Source organism: Levilactobacillus tongjiangensis (assembly GCF_003946345.1).
GTDB classification, from domain to species: domain Bacteria; phylum Bacillota; class Bacilli; order Lactobacillales; family Lactobacillaceae; genus Levilactobacillus; species Levilactobacillus tongjiangensis.
In genome coordinates this window covers 15,259-32,176 of sequence record NZ_RHNY01000018.1, presented here as the reverse complement: position 1 = coordinate 32,176, position 16,918 = coordinate 15,259, and the positions used below count along the sequence as shown (strand labels likewise).

Genomic DNA, 16,918 nt, shown 5'->3' with positions numbered 1-16,918 from the left:
TTTGCCTTGAATTCAACACTGTACAAAAACACCGTGTCCTGTGCTATAATTAGCGCAGAAACACGGTAGATGTAGAGCGACAGCTCACCCAGTCACATTACAGCGTAAAGAACCGAGTAGACCGCCAAGTTAGCTGCGGTTCTTTTTGTTTGCTTCGATGATTTTGGCATAAGCCGTAATCACCTTGGCAACAGCGTTCAAGATTGCGGCGATGCCCAGGAGGCATGCCGACAGACCGATTACATACAGCGAGCCTTTCAAGTTTGATGTTGTGTTGCATACGCATCACTCCAATCATAGTTGAGGGTTCGCCACCGCTCTAACACTCTACAGGTAGTAGTATAATAGACTGCTCAAAGGAGCTGCACGGTGATTATCGCGTCTGGGACAGAAGAGCTTGAGACTGGCGTCGTGGCGCTGGTTAGAGATACATTGATGGATTGAAAAAAAGCACCCGTTAAGTGGGGTGCTTTTTTTGTGTTGTTTACTTGATACCTTTGTAAGCAAGTTTTAAATTGGCCTTGTCTTTAGCTGATGGCTTAGAAGCATAACCCGATAAGGCACTTGTTTTGTCATCATTTGATTCCAGTCCAAGTGCCATTCCAACAGCCCATAAGGCGTCCTTTTCTTTTCCTAGCTCCGTTTCATTTAAATGCGTCAGAGCTTGACGATTCATGCTAACTTTGATTCGATAAATACTGCCCCGATGTTCAAATCCGTCATAAACAGGATCAAACAGGTAAGTATTATTTTTAAGCCTTTTGACTGTCGTTAATCGGATGTCAGCATTTGATGCCTTTTTCGTAGCACGAAGCTTAACAACATGCAGACTGTTCCATGAATTGATAGCGCCCTTCCAAATATTTTTCCAATGCTTAGATGAAGCTTTTACATGATATGTAAGTTTTCGAGAATAAAGACTCCCGTAATATGGCTTGCTTGACGCGTTGGCAGTGACAGAGCCGACGCCTAACAGGCTAACGCCGATACCTAACATGGTAACGAACTTGATTAAACTTTTACGATTTAACATAAAGAACACTCCTCAGTTTCATAAATTAGTTATTATGTTTAAATTATACGCGAGTGGCATGACACAATTTGTCACTTTGGGTGATTACATAAAGAAAGAAGCCTATCAGCTTTTAGTTGATAGGCTTCTTTTCTAATTAGTCCTCATTCTCCAGATCTGTGAGATGCTGCATGAGCTCCGCAGCCGTGTGGTACTCAGTCACGTTGCCATTCTTAACATCTTCAAGGGCCGCTTCGATACCGCTTTTAAAGTTGGCCTGTTTCTGGTGGTTCAATCTCAGCATATCAATTAATCGTTCCAGCTCGATCTTAACGTAGCCAGCAATCAGGTCTTCAAAGTCGCTCAAATCGCCCGTTTCACACGACTTAGATAAGGCCTGTACGTATCGCGAGCGTCCTGGTCAGGCTTATAAGCCTAGTGAATAACGACTTTGATTTTGGCTGGCACGTGGGTGTAGATCCAGTGGGCGTCGGCAACGCTGAGGCGCACGCAACCGTGGCTGGCGCGCTTGCCCAACTTCTTGGCTTCGCTGACCACGTACTTCCCTTTGGCGTTAGTTGGGACGGTGTGGAACAGGTAAACACCCCAATCCTTGAAGGAGGTCCAGTAACGGGCACCTTCACGGGAACTGGCATTGTAGAAGGACTTACCACGGTTTTGAATGTGGAACGTCCCCTTAGGAGTTGGGGAGGACTTCTTACCGGTCGAGCACTTCATGGTGTACAGAACTTTCTTCTTGCTGGCCATGATGTAGACCCGTTGCTTGGCAATGGAGACCTTGATAAAGGCGTGCTTGTGCTTCTTCAGGTTTGGGTAAGGTTTAGACTCGGAAGACTGTTTCCAGGAAGGGGTCTTCGTCGTCTTAGTTGTTTTAGCTTGCGCAGTGGTGGCGTGGTTACTCAGCCGAACTGTGCCCCCGGTCAATCCTAGGACGGCTAGTAATGTGACAATCAACAGGGTTACTTTTTTCATTATGTAGGGGTTCCTCCTTATAATTTCAACAAGTTCATCTTATGAGTATATTTATAAACTGTCAACGGACAGTACGGCCTGGCTGTGGACCGAAAAAGAGCGAGTTGCTGGGATTCTCAGCAACTCGCTTCAAGGATTGTCCTTCGGTTCATGGTCAAAACTCAAGAGAATGAGAAAAGTGCCGGTACCCACCCCCAGTAACCGCGCCGATTGGCTATCAAAATGCCAGAGAAATCGTTCAGCTAGAATGCAGAGGATGCCCAACCAAAAGGGCAACGTTCGATAGAAATGAGGATTCAACTTCGACCACATGGGGCCACCTTCTCGCTACTAAATTTTCTAACGGGCGGTTTTGCCCGATGAGGTTGCCACAGACTAGCACGATGCGGTGGCAATTGGCAGGTGGAAACGGTGGTTAGGCTGGTCGACCAACAAAGTTAGTTGAATAATCCCAGTCGTGGATTGCTGGTCTATCGCGGTTAAGCGGTGTTAATTGACTTTTGTCGGGGGTTGCGACGACATACGTTCGAAACACAAAAAGGGTCTGAGACTTTTGTCCCAAACCCATTCCAATCATCATCTTTAGCCGCGGAACATGAAGATGCCCCGGACGATTTCCGCCCCGATCAAGATTACCATGAATGACCAAGTGACTAACGTTGCCACGCTCCCCATAATCAAGACCTCCTTGTGATTTTTTTAACTAGTTTCATTGTACGGCGAAAGGCGGGATTAAACAATGGGAAACGCTTACATTCGAGCAAAATAAAATGGCCCTGGTTGGTGAAGCTTAGCCAGAGCCATTAGTTAGCAAATTAATGAGGAATCAACTCCCAGAACCTATCATTGCACCAAACGTGGCCAGCGTTATGCCCGGGGTGACTCGTAAGCGGGCGAGGTTGTAGCGGCCCTGTTTCATGGTAGCGACGCCCTCCTGGGTTGTTAGAGCAATGCTGTAGCCAGCCTGTTTAGCTAGCTTGTGAGTCGTCTTGTTAGCGCGACCAGCGGGGTGAGCATCTTGGTATCCTGTTGGAGGCGTTGGTCCAGCCACGTCTTGGAAGCCGTCAGTTCTTGCTTCTGCTCCGTTGCCGTGAGACTGTCGAGGTTCAGGTGTTGGACCGTGTGGCTAGCAAAATCAATGTGACCGGAGTCTTTTAATTGCTTCATTTCAGCTAGGGTCAAGTGGTTAGACTTGTGCGTAAAGCCGGTAATCACATTGATTGTGGCGTGTTGGTGATATTTTTTCAAAATGGGTAAAATCTTGCGATTGTCCTTGTACGCATCATCTAGCGTGATCCAAACGACTTTTTTCTGGGGCACGGTGTTGGTTGTCAGTGCGCGAATCGCCTGTGTCGTCGTTAGTGTCTGGTAGCCGTGCTGTTTCAGGTAGGCCATCTCGTGCGCGAACTGTTTCTTGGGTACCCGCAGTTGGTTACCGCTGGCGATGCTGTGATACATCAGAATCGGCAACTTTAACGGGTGTTTTAACTTCAACCACGGTTTGGGCGCCTTGACCTGAGTGGCCGAGACGTCGTGACTGGAGATTTCGTTTTCCTGAGCCGGATGAGATTGCACGTTGTGATTGGGCCGCTCTTGGGAACGATTGATTCCCCATACGAGTAGGGCGGCAAGGGCCAGACAGCCACCCAATAACCACCATTTTCTACGCATAATTATTCCCCCAAATAATTAATCTTATATAAGTTATATTATAAGAGGAATTTCATAAAAAGTGAACTCAATCGGCACGTTGGGCCAGTCGGCGGTAGTAGTCGATGGAATCTGGTTCCAAATGGAGGGTCGCAACAACCTCTCTGTCGGTCTTTTGCGGGTGGCGGCGAAGATAGTTAACTAAGTAACCTTGATATAAAACGGTGGGGCTGAGGGCGAAACCAATGATCCTTTCGTCGGGCTTGAGATACTTGTGGAGGCCGGGCAATGTCAGGTGTGGGTCGGCCGCGGCCCGCTGCTTTAAGAACCAATCACCGGTTTGAAAACGGTCCTGTAAGGGCGTCACAAATGCTCGGAATTCTTGCAGAAAGGCCTGGTCGGCAGCGGTCCAGTCAGTGGTGCTTAGTTTAGCCGTGAAGTCCGGTTGCAAAAAGACCTGCACGGGATAGCCGTGGGCGATCAGCAACAGGGTCAGCCGAGTGTAAACGTGGAGCCGCTGGTCGGCTAAGAAGTCGTCTAGGGTGTCGACCCACCGGTAGTTGACCGGTTGGGCGGCCTGTTTAGGCTTACTCTTGAGGTCGAGCGTGGGCAGGTAAGGCGTCCAGCGGTGAGAGAAGAGAAACTTAAAGTAGACGTTTAAGTGGGACAGAATTTTATTATAGGTCTGGTTTTGAATTTGACGGGCGTCCACCAACATGGCCAGGTATTGTTCCACGTCAGGCGTCTGAAGTTGGTTGACCCGGTGGTCGCGTTGATAGGTGGGATTGAAGTTTTCTAAGTAGTGGAAGAAGTCTTTCAACGTTGACGTATATTCGTCATGGGTGGCGGTGGCCATTGACCGGTCGGCTAGCATTCGGTTGAAGGCGTCTTGGTATGGGTATTCTTGCGGCATTCAACCGCCTCACTTTCTAAAAATTACTTTAACTAGTCAAGATACAAAGCGTCCGCCTCCGGTGGCCGGGGATGGGGGTCGCCGTGGGGACCGGAGCAAGCCTGAAGAGCGGTCTTGCTCCTCGACTGGCAGCCCCGCCAAACCCAGCGGGTCTCCCAGCTCGTCCCATGCTGTAACTTGGAAAACCACCAAGTAACACCATCGACACGGCGACCCCATCCCCAGCCACCTGCGGCTACGGTTGTGCACTGAATTGATTAGGTGTCGGATAACTTAAATCAGCTGGTCGAATGTCAGCCATGAAAGTGGCGTCAGCTCAGTTATTTTTCGAGTCTCGATGTGATTTCAAGTCTAGGCGTGAGACCGTCCTATGGCTTGTTCCAAGTCTCGCAGCGGGCGGCACTCCTGCCAACCGTTGACGAGTACTTCAGCTATCTCCAGTCTACCAGATTTAGGCTAATCGGGTGTAAATTAAAACCACCACTGAATTCAGGTCAATAGTGGTGGTTTAAAACAAAGCTTAAGCTGTGACAGCGGCGTGGACCTTATCACGGAGGGCGGCTTTTTCCTCGTCAGAGATAAAGGCGCCGTTAATGGCGTTTAAAGTCAGGCGTTCTAAGTGTTGCCAGCCCAGTCCGTAGTGTGCATGAACGGTCATGAATTCACTGGTCAGGGTGACGTTGGAAACGGTCCGGTCGTCGGTGTTGAGGGTGACGTTCAGGCCGGCACTCAAGAATTCAGAGAGTGGGAAGGTGTCGTAACCAGTGACAGCCTTAGTCTGGACGTTGCTAGTGGGACACATTTCAATGGTTGCGTCGGCGCGCTTGGCTTGCTTGATGGTCGCGGGGAAGCCACTCATGTGGACCCCGTGGCCAATCCGTTCGGCCCCCATGGTGAGGGCAACGGCCACGTTGTCAACGGGGCCAGCTTCACCCGCGTGAAATGAGAATGGCAGGCCAGTTTGCCGGCCAGCTTTCATGGCTTCGGCAAGGTCGATGGCTGGGTGATTGTATTCGTCGCCAGCAAAATCGAGGCCAACGACGCCCTTGCCAATGAATTCACTGGCAACTTCAAAGACGCCAATGCATTCGTCGATGGGGCGATCACGCATGACACAGACGATGGCATTAACTGGAATGCCAAATTCTTCAGTACCAGCGTGGAGACCGTCTAGGGTTGCTTGAATGGCGTCGCGGACGGACAGCCCCTTTTGGGTGAAGATTGCTGGGGCGAAGCGGGTTTCTAAGTAAATGAGGCCATCGGCGGCCGCTGTGCGAACCATATCGAAGCCAGCAATTCGTAGCTGTTCGGCGGTCTGCATCAGGTCGGTTACGACTTGGAAGCGTTGTAAGTAGTCAATAAGACTTTCGGTTTCAAGGGGGGCGGTGACCAGGTGACGTAAGTCTTGGTCGTCGGCGGGCAGCGGGGTCCCCGTCACCGCTGCCATTTCCCGGAGAGCTGGCAGAGAAATTGACCCATCAAGGTGGCAGTGTAATTCAACCTTGGGGTATTGGCGGACGTTATCTTCAGTAAAAGGTTTGACGCGGGACATGGTGAACTCCTCCTTTGATGAATAGCTTCTTTTAAGTATATCATGAAAGCGTTTAACTACCAGAGAAAAATCGACTACTGACATTAGCTAAAGCGAATGACCCGCCTTTTTGCCCTTCTGAATGTTTGCTTAGCGAATTAACTTGCCCCTTGAAGTCGCTTGAAAATCCCGATAATTTCGTTTTTGTTAAATGGGAACGGTTACTTGTTGATGTCAAATTTTACAATTTCAAAAATGTGGGTAAAAACGTTGTTTCTACGGGGTAAACATTATATGATTAGGTCTAGTTAACTACCGAGATTTTGCCGGGTAATTAAGGCCGTTAGAAGGGTCAGTACATATATCTGGTAAATTATCGCGAAAAATATCAACATAACGAATAATAAAATCAACTTAATAACTAGTTTTACAACCATTTGGGGAGTATCACCAGTCTGACAGTTACTGGTTTTTATAAAGAGAAGGAGCAATTATTATGGATCAGACTTACACGCGGCTCACGCGAACGCTTTTGCGTAGTCAGCGCGAAGGAAAGCGACGATACATAACCGGATTCGATGGTATCCGGACGTTAGCCGTTTTGGGGGTTATCATTTATCACTTAGCACCATCCACCTTACAGGGGGGTTACCTAGGGGTGCCCATATTCTTCGTGGTTTCTGGCTATCTGATTACGTATCTGTTGATTCAAGAGTGGGATACGCACAATGAAATTGATGTCTGGGGGTTCTACGGCCGGCGACTAAAACGACTGTATCCGGCGTTGGTCACCATGATTTTAGGGACGACAGCCTACATCACGCTGTTCCAGCGGAGCCTGTTGGCCAATATTCGGGGTACCGTGGTCACCAACTTGATCTATGGCTATAACTGGTTTGAGATTAAACACGGCCAGTCCTACTTTGACCGGTTTAATGGAGAGTCGCCGTTTACGCACTTGTGGTCGTTATCCATTGAAGGGCAATTCTATCTGGTATGGCCGTTCGTGGTGTTGGCCCTGCTACTGTTCTTACGGAAGCGCGCCCGGGCCGTAGCCATTCTCTTTGCGGTGGCGGTCGTGTCAGCGGTCTTAATGGCGTTACTGTACGACCCAGCGAACACGAACCGGGTCTACTACGGAACTGATACTCGGATGTTTGCCATCCTGATTGGAACGGGTATGGCCTTCCTGTGGCCGGCTCACAAACTTAATTCAAATGTCTCACAGGCCCACCGCTGGATTCTAAATGGTGCGGGCCTGGTGTCACTATTAGTTCTAATTTACATGTTCTTTACCATGAATGGGCAAGCAGCCAGCACTTATCGTGGCGGTATGTTCTGGTTCACCGTGTTAGCTGGTGTTCTGGTGGCAACGGTGGCCCATCCGGGGAGTGATATGAATCGCCTGCTCTCGAACCCCGTCTTTAGTTACGTGGGTAAGCGGAGCTATGGGATTTACCTGTATCAGTTTCCCGTCATGATTTTCTATGAAGCTAAGGTGAACATCGGCAATCATCCGTTGTTCAACGCCTTGGTTGAGGTAGCCTTGATCATGTTGGTGACGGAGCTGAGTTACCGGTTTATTGAAAATCCAATGCGGCACTACCATTATGGTCAGTTGACCCATGATGTGAAGAACCTGCTGCAACAACCCGGTGCCCACCGGGTGGCCAGCACGTTTACGGTGATTGCTGCTGTCCTGTTTGGTGTCACCGCCGTCGGGTTCGTTCAACAGCCAGCTGCCGCGAAACCAACGGCCCTCCAGCGGACGATTACGGAGCGGCAAGCTTCGACGAAGAAGCAAAACGCAGCTGCGGCCAAGAAACAAAAGGCGTTAGCAGCGGCTGCCTCTAAGCGTAAACACGAGAAGGCAGTGGCCTTTTCAAAGATGTCCAAGGCGGACCAGAAGACGGCGAAATACTACTTCTTAAACGCTAAGGAACTGACGACTAGCAAGCAAACGCCAATCACGGCAGTGGGGGACTCCGTTCTGCTAGATGACTCCGGTGATCTGCAAGAGGTCTTCCCAGGCGCCGTCGTTGATGGCGCCGTGGGTCGGCAAGCAGATGCTGTACCGGGCGTAATTAGTGGCTTGGCACAACGGGGCCAACTGGCACAGACGGTGCTAGTCAATATTGGGACGAACGGGTACGTGACAGCGGACCAAGCGGACCAAATCGTGCATGCCATTGGGCCTAAGCGCCAGATCTTCTGGGTCAACGCGCACGTCCCAACGCGTGAATGGCAGAATTCCGTGAACAAGATGATCGCTAAGACGGCTGCCAAGTACGACAACGTCCATGAGATCGATTGGTACGGGACGGCTAAGGGCCATGATAAGTGGTTCGTTAGCGATCACGTTCATCCTAACAACTTGGGGAACCGGTACTTCACGTCACTGATTGCTAAGTCGATGGCTAAGACTTCTAAATAACAGTTGGTGTGCTGTTGGCATGACTTGGCCGCCTCCGGCCGCCAGGGCTGGTGCATGCTGTGGGGACCGGCGCGAGCCATAGTGCGGTCTCGCACCTCGACTTGAAACCACGCCTAGGGCGCGTGTTTCCAAGCTCGGTGATTTCCCGTGGTGTAACCTCGGGAAATCACCGAGCTAACGCCACTTTCACAGCTACCACCAGCCCTGGCAACCTGCGGCTACATTGGCTGTGTCAGTAACAAATGTGTTAGCTGTCAGTCTTAATTGACAGTACTAATCAGTGATTGAGAGGCGATTGCCTGGTGAATTGGTCTTTAAATACTGCACTATTTTACTGGTTAGCTTCTAACCGACTATTTAGATAATAATTTTTGAAAATATCAGGTAATCGAAGCCGTGAGGTCACAGCGGATGGGCTCAGGCGCCTCGTTATTCTTAGTACCGGTGGGTTTCCGGTAGTTAGAATAAGACCAAGTTTTAAGACTCCGGGTTTTGAGGCTTAAAATTGTGTCGGCACCGTTCCAGCCCATCCGCTGTGACTGGTAAGGCGGACAAATAACCGCATTACTAATAAGTTGTTATTTATTTTAACCTTTAAGTGGCTTACCAAATCGCAAATCCCGGATTGACAGGGATTTGCGACTTTTTTGTTGGTTCACCAATTTGCCCCCGAGATGTTAGTTCCGTTAATTTACCAGTGGTCGCAATTTCTTGGGGGATTCGGGACCATTTCGAGTAAACAGATGAGAGTCTCAATTACGTTACGTGGTAATATACCAAGTGAATTCAGGGATGGATTCACCACGAAATCTACTGGGGGGTAATTGTTATGATGAAAAAAGTTGCAATGATCGCAGCTGCAGCAGCGATGGTATTGCCATTAGGGTTAGGGGCTATTGCTCCCGCAACTGGTGAAACAACTGCGATGGCGGCCGCTAAAGTGGCCGCCAAAAAAACCACGTATACACTGGTAAGCGTTAAAAACGTTAAAAAAGCCGCTTATCACGTGAAGAGTGGGAAACCAGCACTGTATAGCGCCGCATTTGCTGCCGACAAGGCCAAAGTCACTATGGCTAAGAAAGGGACCCTGGCTGGCGAAAAGACCTACAACGTCACTAAGCAGATTGTGATCAAGACCAAGGCTACCAAGAAGGCTAAGGCCAAGAAGGTAACCTATGCTTACGTGAAGAGTACTAACGGTAAGGTCAAAGGCTGGGCCGTTCTCTCTAAGCTGACAGCGGGTAAGTTTATGGCAGCTGATGGTAAGAAGGCAACTAAGAAGGCCGCTGCCGACAAAATCGCGGGCAAGACCTACACTTTAGTTAGCTCTGCTAAGATCAAGAAAGCCGCTTTTCACTTCAAAGGCGCTACACCAGCTTACTTTAGTGGGAAATTTGCCGCTGACAAGCCTAAGGTTACGTTGACCAAGAAGGGCGTCCTGCCACAAAGCAAGACCTTCTACGCAACTAAGAAGATCACCATCAAACAAAACAAGAAGAACGTTAAGTACCTCTACGTTACCAACAAAGGCTGGGTAAAGGCATCATTGCTGACTGCTGGTAAGTTCATGGCAGCAGATTAACGTGGTTGTTTCAACTAGAAGCACGCTTGATGGCGTGCTTCTTTTTTTTGGTTAGTTGTAGATTGCCGCCGCTGGTAGCTAGACGCTCCGCTGTGGGGACCGACTAAAGCCAAAGAGCGGTCTTTAGTCTCGACTTGGAAGCTCGGAAAATCACCGAGTTTCCAAGCTCGTCCCGTGGCCTAAGCTCGGAAAAACCCACCGAGCTAACGCCACTTTCACAGACTCCGCGTCTAGCTACCAGCGGCTTCTGTGTATGGAAAATTCAGTGTAGTATGCACTGGCTATGCGGTTGAAGTTGTTGGCCAGCCACAACAGCCTACAACTTCAACTAGGTTATGGGTTTAACCGCTGCTGCTATGTAATTGTTAATTACCAAGTAAACCGCCAGCTAAGACAATTGTGAGAGGACGTGTCGTGGATTTAAACCAGAGTAAATCTAGAAAACTACCGTAGCCGGAGGTTGCCAGGGATGGTGCCGGCTGTGAAAGTGTTGGTGGCTCGGTGGGGTTGCCGAGTCACCAACACGGGACGAGCTTGGAGCCCCGCCTGGGCTTGGGCGGGGCTTCAAGTCGAGCCGGAGGACCGGTTCTCAGGCCGCAGGCGGTCCCCACAGCAGGTACCATCCCTGGCGGCCGGAGGCGGCCATTTTAGGCACTTGACCTACCTGTATATAGCCTGCAACTACAACACGACCTATCACAATTGTCGTTAGATTAAGGATTTCTAGCGATTCTTAGAACTGGCTAATACTGAAAAGTAATCGCTTTACAACGTCTGACAAAGCAAGCATAATGGGGGCGTAAAAGGCGTTATGAATCTACGGAGGTGTTTTTGATGGTAAAGACAAAAGCAGTAATGATCGGTGCCGGCTTGTCTAATATGGCCGCAGCGGTTTACCTGATTCAAGAAGCCCATTGGAACGGCAGTCAGATTACATTTTATGGGGCTGACATGCACGGGGCCAATGATGGTGGCGAGACTGGTGAGTTCAGTAATGAGTATTGGAACAAGAACCACCCGCTAGATAACCAAACGGGTTACGTGGCCCGTGGTGGTCGGATGTTGAACTACCGGACTTACGTTGATTTGATGGATCTGCTTGACCGGATTCCGTCAGCTACCGAGGAGGGCATGACGGCCGCCGAAGATACCCGCAACTTTGATTTTCATCACAAGACCTTTGATAAAGCACGGCTGATGCAAGGAGGCAAAGGTATCATTGATGGCGGTAAATTAGGCCTGAATAACAAGGACCGTGTCTTGTTGTCTAAGTTAGTTTTGATGCCTGACGAAGAGGAAACCAAGCTCGATAACGTGACGATTGCCGAGTACTTCAAGGACGACCCACACATGTTCCAAACCAATTTCTGGTACATGTGGGAAACGACCTTTGCCTTCAGAATTGAAAGCTCTGCGCAAGAATTACGGCGCTATATGCATCAAATGATTTATGAATTTACACAGATTGAACACTTAGTTGGGGTCAACCGGACCCGTTACAATCAGTTCGAAAGCATTATGTTACCGCTGATCAACTACTTAAAGGACAATGGCGTGACCTTCCTAGATAACCGAATCGTCACTGATTGGGAGTTTGCGGACAGTGCCTTACAGGACGAAATTACCGTGACCGGCCTGCACGTCAAGAACGTGGCCGATGATACGGAAGAGCTGGTCGATATCGACAGTGACACGGCCGTTATCTTCACCAACGGATCCATCACGGACTCCGCAACTATGGGGGATTACGATACGCCAGCACGGGAGAACATGGAATATGGGATCAGTGCCGCACTGTGGAAGAAGGCCACTGAGCACTTCTACAATTTGGGGACACCGGACAAGTTCTTCGATGACCGCAAGAATTCCGAGTGGGTCAGCTTTACGTTGACCACCAAGAACCACTTGCTGTTGAACGAAATCACTCGGATCACGACGCAGGTTCCCGGGAACGCGTTGAACTCCTTCTTGTCTACGACGCCAATTACGCCATTAGGCCAAAAGGACGTGAACATGTCGATCGTGGTTCATCATCAGCCACACTTTACCACTCAGAAGCCTAACGAATCCGTTATCTGGGGCTACTTCCTGTATCCACGGCGGACCGGTGAGTTCGTTCATAAGCAGTACATTAAGATGACGGGGAAAGAAATGGCCCAGGAATTGATTGGGCAACTGGCTAAGGTCGACCCTGGTCCTAACAACATTCGGGACAAGGAACCAGAAATTTTGGATAGCATCATCAATAACATCCCGGTTTACATGCCATACGCCTCAGCCCTGTTTAACAACCGGGCTAAGACGGACCGGCCAGAGGTCATTCCAGCACACTCCACCAACTTAGCCTTCACCGGTGAGTTTGCGGAACAACCTTACCAGATGATCTTCACGGAACAGAGTGCGGTTCGTTCGGGTGAAATTGCCGCTTACCATTTTGCTGGAATCTCAATGGATAACTTAGTGGATACGCCACGCTACGACAAGGATAAGAAGACCTTATTGAAGGCTACGCGGCGGATGTTTAGTTAGGGATAATAAGCACATTAATTAAAAAAGACGCCTAGTTTCAGTCTTAATCACCATTCAATATGAGTGGTGTTGGCTGAGACTAGGCGTCTTTTGTGGTGTTAATGAATGCCACGTTGCCAAAGCAATTTTCCCAGTAATAGTTCAGGTGCTATCAAGATTAGCCCCAGAATGGCAATTTGGAGGAACAGCCAACGTCCAATCGTGGCCGGTGCGTCGACGTCTTTCGCAGCTAGCAGGGAGACCTTGGTATGAGGGACGCGCCAGTTAGAGCCGCGGTCGTGAGATCTGAGGTCCTGGTCGTGTAGCTGAATGGCCGGTCGTCGCGCCAAAAAGCGCTCGGGTCGGAATCGCTGCAACGTGTCCGCAACCAAGGGATAACAGATAAGCCAGGATCCCAGCAGATAGAGGGTGAGGGGACTGTGGTCCAATTTAACGGTGAAGCCCAACGTGCGGGCTGTGAAGAAGAGGTAGGCAAGAATTGGTAGAAGACTGTGGTAGTAGCTAGTTAGGTATTTGCGGACCATCGAACCACCTCGATTTTTCAGCAGTATAGCGCATCCTGGACTGATGAATCTGATTGAGGATGGGGTTAGGAAGGTGGTCGGCAAAATAAATTTTACAGAAAAAAAGAGTTCGGGGATTGTCCCGAACTCCGCTGATTGTTGTTAATTTAGCTCGCTAAACTGTTCACGTTCGTTCGATGAGTCGCGGTGCCTTGCCAGAAGGGAACCTTCACAATTCCCATGACCTTGTCGGATTCAACGTAGCCCCAGGCGCGACCATCTTCGGAAATGCTTCGGTGATCACCGAGCACGAAGTAGTGGTTTTGTGGGACCGTGTTGCCCTGGTACTTCCAGTCATGTGCCTTGGCGAGACTGCTGAGCGTCCAGTTGCCAGTTCCCGTGGTCCGTTCGTCTTTACTGATGAAGGACTGGTTGATAGCCTTGTTGTTGACGTAAATGTAGCCGTTCTTGCTGACGACTTTATCGCCAGGTAGGCCAATGACCCGTTTCACGTAGTTGGTGTTCTTGGCGGCTTGTGGGTCTTCCCCGTAGGCGTCAAAGACGATGACGCTCAGTCGTTTTAATTTCAGTGGTTTGACGACGACCATCCGTTCTTGGTCGGCCAGGTTGGGTTCCATGGACCCACCGGCGACCTTAACGACTTCAAATAAATAGGTGCGCACCAACAAGACGACCACGAGGGCAATCAAGATAGGCAGGACCCAGCTCAAAATACTGCGAAAGGCTTTCATTAGACGAATTATCTCCCTAAATTTCGGTTTATTAAGGTTTAGTATATCGTCTATTCTAGCATAGCTCGTCCCCGGCTCAGCCAGTTTAGTGAAAAATTAACGAAATACGTAGAAAGTCGCCTAAAGAGGTAGCGCTTACAGGCCTTTTGTGTAACAATGTAGGGAAGTAAAACCGTTTAATCACGAGGAGGAATCAACATGGCAGAACAAGCTGAATTATTGAAAGTTGCTACGGCAATGTTGGACAAAGCCTACACCCCGTATTCCCATTTTCACGTGGGGGCAGCGGCGGTCGGTGCTAGTGGCAAAGTCTACGGTGGCTGTAATATTGAAAACGCATCGTACGGCGCAACCAACTGTGCCGAACGGACGGCAATCTTTTCCGGTATCGCCGCTGGTGAGAAACATTTTACCGCTTTATTAGTTACTGGCAATACGGAAGGTCCCATCGCACCTTGCGGCATTTGCCGGCAGGTGATTGCTGAGTTCTTCGATTCTGATGCGCCCGTTTACCTGACCAACCAGTCCGGTGCTTTTACTGAGACTACCGTTGAGGGTATTCTTCCTGGGGCGTTTACTGACTTGACTTAGATTTAGTTAGCCGCCTTCGGCCGCCAGAAATTGGGGCCGCTGTGGGGACCGGGCAAAGCCATAGAGCGGTCTTTGCCCTCGATTCTAAGCCTCGGAAAGTCGCCGAGTCTTAGAACTCGCCCCACGCTGTAAGTTGGAAGCCCACCAACTAACACCGTCGACACCGCGGCCCCAATTTCTGGCGGCCTGCGGCTACAGTAGTCGTTGTAATTGTCCGTTGGCGTAAAAGCCTCGGGTTGGTAGTTAAATGGGGGTACGTGTTAGGCAGTACACCGGCCTTAGTTTGTGGCTGATCCAGCTTCACCAGACCCCGAGCCAGTCATGTATGAAAACTTAATTTAACACTACGAGGTCTGGGACAAAAGTCTCAGGCCCTTTTTGCGCTCTGAACATATATAGCTGAAACGTGCGACGAAAGGTAGTTAACTCCGCTTAACACTGATGGACAGACAATCCAAGCCCCGGATTATTCGTCTATCGACGTTAATGCTCATTGACTAACCACCCTTTGGCTCACTCTTTTTCGACATTTTACTATTTTAGGTAAATTACTTTGACACGCATAGTAGTGTGTGATACATTAGTTCCATCGAGAAAACGAAAGGGAGTGGCAACATGGCTGAGGTTATTTCCAAGGATCTCATCCGGGGCCATACGGATACGATTGTTTTAAACATCCTACAACAGGGGGATAGTTATGGGTACCAGGTGGCTAAGCGCGTCAAGGCGCTGAGTCAGGGGCACTATGAACTCAACGAGGCTACGTTGTATACCGTGTTTCGTCGGCTTGAAAAGAATGGCGCGCTGGAAGATTACTGGGGGGATGAATCTCAGGGGTCCCGGCGAAAATACTATCACGTGACGCCAGTGGGGGTAGCCCTGTTGAAGAAGAATACGGCGGCCTGGCAAGTGGCCAAACCAATTATTGATGACTTGATTACGGGAACGGTTCCCGAGGAGGATTAGCATGGATGATATTACAATGGAAATTCGCACGCGACTTGATCAACGGTTCAGTCAATACCAGCCTTCCCGGGCGTTAACGGAGTTGAAAGAAGAACTGGTGGGGGACCTTACCGAGGCTGTCACAGATAAAGTAAATCAGGGGCAGGATGCAGCGCTGGCTGTGGACGAAGCCATGGCACAGCTCGGGGACATCGACGCTTTGCTTAAAGAAGTGGCGGAAGAAGATGCGTCAGATGAGTCAGCTGATGACGCCACGGAACGTGACTTTGACGACTCCCAAGTAAAAATTGGCAAACTGAAAATTCACGGTGACAAAGTGACCTGGGGTGACCACGTTCTGGTAGATGGTGAAAATGACAAGGTTGATTTAGGCAACTTAGTTAAAGTTGATGGTGACCACGTTTCCGTAGCCGGCGGGATGATCGACGTCCAGGGCGACGACGTTCACGTGAATGGTGCGCGGCCACGGCGGACCTTTGTGGAGTCCCTGAAACTGGTCAACACTCAGGCGTTTAGCGTGGCTGATTTGGCGCAGGTGGACTTGAACTACCGGGATGCTGCGGTTAAGCTTGGGCCGGCCAACGCCGACGAAATCGTGATCAATGAGTACATGAGTCGCGATAATGCCCGGTACTACTTACGGGCTGAACGGCACGGCAATCACCTCACAATTAAACAGGGGGACCGGCCGCGTCTGTGGCCTAATCATGTCCGGGCAGAAATCTTCTTGCCAGCTAACTTGACGGCATTGATTGGCGTACATGCTGGTAACGGGAGCCTGGAAATCAGCGATCTCAGTGCGCCATTGAAAATTATCGCGCATGCCATCAATGGCAGCATGCGGGCGTTTGATGATCATGTAAGTGAGCTCCTGATGAAGTCCACCAACGGCGCCATCCGGCTAGACCAAGTCCATGCGGATAAGCTGGAGTTGTTGAGTAAAAATGGTAGTGTGACATCCCGTGAGACGTCTGGAACTGTGAAAATCGATTCACGTAACGGGGCCATTAAACTGGTCGATCAAACGGGTGACGTTGATTTGCACGGACAAAACGGCGCTATCAAGCTGGACGGGTACACGGGACAGGCAATCGTTGCTGCTAATAATGGCGCCATTAAAGCCCGCAATTTTACCGGTGGGGGCACGTTTCATACCGGTAATGGCAGCGTCAACGCTCAGTTGGCCAGCCTGACGGATGATCTTAAGGTTGAGGCTGGGGGTAGTGTGACCCTACAAATGCCATTGATGACGGACTATCGTTTGGATTTGAAGAGTAAGTATGATCGGGTACGCGAACCACAAGAGTCACATCTGAGTTTGAATGATGAGTCCCATAAGATTGGGACGGTCGGTGAGCAGCCAGAACACGCAATTAACGTCTACGCAACTAACGGTGGTGTGCGGGTCAGCTAAACCTTCCTAGCCAACAGCTACATGGTGGGTAAATGGCAGTAGTCTAGC

Annotated in this window: 14 protein-coding genes; 6 read left to right on the top strand and 8 right to left on the bottom strand. The window is 49.8% G+C overall.

From position 1 onward, the window contains the following. Positions 1–484 precede the first annotated feature (484 nt). The 6 genes from EKM75_RS10435 to add all read right to left on the bottom strand — a co-directional run bounded on the left by EKM75_RS10435 (position 485) and on the right by add (position 6,120). Positions 485–1,033 (bottom strand): hypothetical protein, encoded by a 549-nt coding sequence (locus EKM75_RS10435; protein ID WP_125694394.1) that lies wholly within the window; start codon positions 1,031–1,033, stop codon positions 485–487. Positions 1,034–1,169: 136 nt separating this feature from the next. Beyond that, the gene (locus EKM75_RS10430) at positions 1,170–1,379 is read right to left on the bottom strand and encodes a hypothetical protein (RefSeq protein ID WP_125694392.1); all 210 of its coding nucleotides are present in this window, start codon (positions 1,377–1,379) and stop codon (positions 1,170–1,172) included. Between the two features lie 68 nt (positions 1,380–1,447). Then, the gene (locus tag EKM75_RS10425; protein WP_125694390.1) at positions 1,448–2,005 is read right to left on the bottom strand and encodes a L,D-transpeptidase; all 558 of its coding nucleotides are present in this window, start codon (positions 2,003–2,005) and stop codon (positions 1,448–1,450) included. Positions 2,006–2,977: 972 nt separating this feature from the next. After that, positions 2,978–3,676 carry a polysaccharide deacetylase family protein gene (locus EKM75_RS10415; RefSeq protein ID WP_318531122.1) on the bottom strand — a complete coding sequence of 233 codons (699 nt, stop codon included), beginning with the start codon at positions 3,674–3,676 and terminating at the stop codon, positions 2,978–2,980. Positions 3,677–3,743: 67 nt separating this feature from the next. Further along, positions 3,744–4,568, bottom strand: a complete 825-nt coding sequence (locus EKM75_RS10410) for a phage integrase N-terminal SAM-like domain-containing protein (protein ID WP_125694386.1) — start codon at positions 4,566–4,568, stop codon at positions 3,744–3,746. A gap of 520 nt (positions 4,569–5,088) precedes the next feature. Beyond that, positions 5,089–6,120 (bottom strand): adenosine deaminase, encoded by a 1,032-nt coding sequence (add, locus tag EKM75_RS10405; RefSeq protein ID WP_125694384.1) that lies wholly within the window; start codon positions 6,118–6,120, stop codon positions 5,089–5,091. A gap of 475 nt (positions 6,121–6,595) precedes the next feature. Here add and EKM75_RS10400 point away from each other — a divergent pair, with 475 nt between their 5' ends. The 3 genes from EKM75_RS10400 (at position 6,596) to EKM75_RS10390 (ending at position 12,644) form a co-directional block, all read left to right on the top strand. Beyond that, on the top strand, positions 6,596–8,533 hold the full coding sequence (locus EKM75_RS10400; RefSeq protein WP_125694382.1) for an acyltransferase family protein: 1,938 nt from the start codon (positions 6,596–6,598) through the stop codon (positions 8,531–8,533). 829 nt (positions 8,534–9,362) lie between these two features. Continuing rightward, entirely contained in the window at positions 9,363–10,115 is a 753-nt protein-coding gene (locus tag EKM75_RS10395) for a hypothetical protein (protein ID WP_125694380.1), read from the top strand. An 834-nt stretch (positions 10,116–10,949) separates the two neighbouring features. Next, positions 10,950–12,644: an oleate hydratase gene (locus EKM75_RS10390; RefSeq protein ID WP_125694377.1), complete on the top strand. Its 1,695-nt coding sequence runs from the start codon at positions 10,950–10,952 to the stop codon at positions 12,642–12,644. 98 nt (positions 12,645–12,742) lie between these two features. Here EKM75_RS10390 and EKM75_RS10385 read toward each other — a convergent pair whose 3' ends face one another. Together EKM75_RS10385 and lepB are read right to left on the bottom strand one after the other, a co-directional pair. Then, positions 12,743–13,168, bottom strand: coding sequence for a hypothetical protein (locus tag EKM75_RS10385; protein WP_125694375.1), 426 nt, complete (start codon positions 13,166–13,168; stop codon positions 12,743–12,745). Positions 13,169–13,314: 146 nt separating this feature from the next. Continuing rightward, entirely contained in the window at positions 13,315–13,899 is a 585-nt protein-coding gene (lepB, locus tag EKM75_RS10380; protein ID WP_125694373.1) for a signal peptidase I, read from the bottom strand. 198 nt (positions 13,900–14,097) lie between these two features. On the opposite strand from lepB, the gene EKM75_RS10375 reads away from it, so the two are divergent. The 3 genes from EKM75_RS10375 (at position 14,098) to EKM75_RS10365 (ending at position 16,870) form a co-directional block, all read left to right on the top strand. Then, positions 14,098–14,490, top strand: a complete 393-nt coding sequence (locus EKM75_RS10375; protein ID WP_125694371.1) for a cytidine deaminase — start codon at positions 14,098–14,100, stop codon at positions 14,488–14,490. Between the two features lie 615 nt (positions 14,491–15,105). Beyond that, complete coding sequence (locus EKM75_RS10370) at positions 15,106–15,456, top strand: PadR family transcriptional regulator (protein ID WP_125694369.1); 351 nt, start codon at positions 15,106–15,108, stop codon at positions 15,454–15,456. Between the two features lies 1 nt (position 15,457). Continuing rightward, positions 15,458–16,870, top strand: coding sequence for a DUF4097 family beta strand repeat-containing protein (locus EKM75_RS10365; RefSeq protein ID WP_125694367.1), 1,413 nt, complete (start codon positions 15,458–15,460; stop codon positions 16,868–16,870). Positions 16,871–16,918: the final 48 nt, after the last annotated feature.

Bases quoted from the DNA above. Each gene is read 5' to 3' on its own strand.
- EKM75_RS10435 (WP_125694394.1), bottom strand. From the start codon at position 1,033: ATGTTAAATCGTAAAAGTTTAATCAAGTTCGTTACCATGTTAGGTATC.
- EKM75_RS10425 (WP_125694390.1), bottom strand. From the start codon at position 2,005: ATGAAAAAAGTAACCCTGTTGATTGTCACATTACTAGCCGTCCTAGGA.
- EKM75_RS10415 (WP_318531122.1), bottom strand. From the start codon at position 3,676: ATGCGTAGAAAATGGTGGTTATTGGGTGGCTGTCTGGCCCTTGCCGCC.
- EKM75_RS10410 (WP_125694386.1), bottom strand. From the start codon at position 4,568: ATGCCGCAAGAATACCCATACCAAGACGCCTTCAACCGAATGCTAGCC.
- add (WP_125694384.1), bottom strand. From the start codon at position 6,120: ATGTCCCGCGTCAAACCTTTTACTGAAGATAACGTCCGCCAATACCCC.
- EKM75_RS10400 (WP_125694382.1), top strand. From the start codon at position 6,596: ATGGATCAGACTTACACGCGGCTCACGCGAACGCTTTTGCGTAGTCAG.
- EKM75_RS10395 (WP_125694380.1), top strand. From the start codon at position 9,363: ATGATGAAAAAAGTTGCAATGATCGCAGCTGCAGCAGCGATGGTATTG.
- EKM75_RS10390 (WP_125694377.1), top strand. From the start codon at position 10,950: ATGGTAAAGACAAAAGCAGTAATGATCGGTGCCGGCTTGTCTAATATG.
- EKM75_RS10385 (WP_125694375.1), bottom strand. From the start codon at position 13,168: ATGGTCCGCAAATACCTAACTAGCTACTACCACAGTCTTCTACCAATT.
- lepB (WP_125694373.1), bottom strand. From the start codon at position 13,899: ATGAAAGCCTTTCGCAGTATTTTGAGCTGGGTCCTGCCTATCTTGATT.
- EKM75_RS10375 (WP_125694371.1), top strand. From the start codon at position 14,098: ATGGCAGAACAAGCTGAATTATTGAAAGTTGCTACGGCAATGTTGGAC.
- EKM75_RS10370 (WP_125694369.1), top strand. From the start codon at position 15,106: ATGGCTGAGGTTATTTCCAAGGATCTCATCCGGGGCCATACGGATACG.
- EKM75_RS10365 (WP_125694367.1), top strand. From the start codon at position 15,458: ATGGATGATATTACAATGGAAATTCGCACGCGACTTGATCAACGGTTC.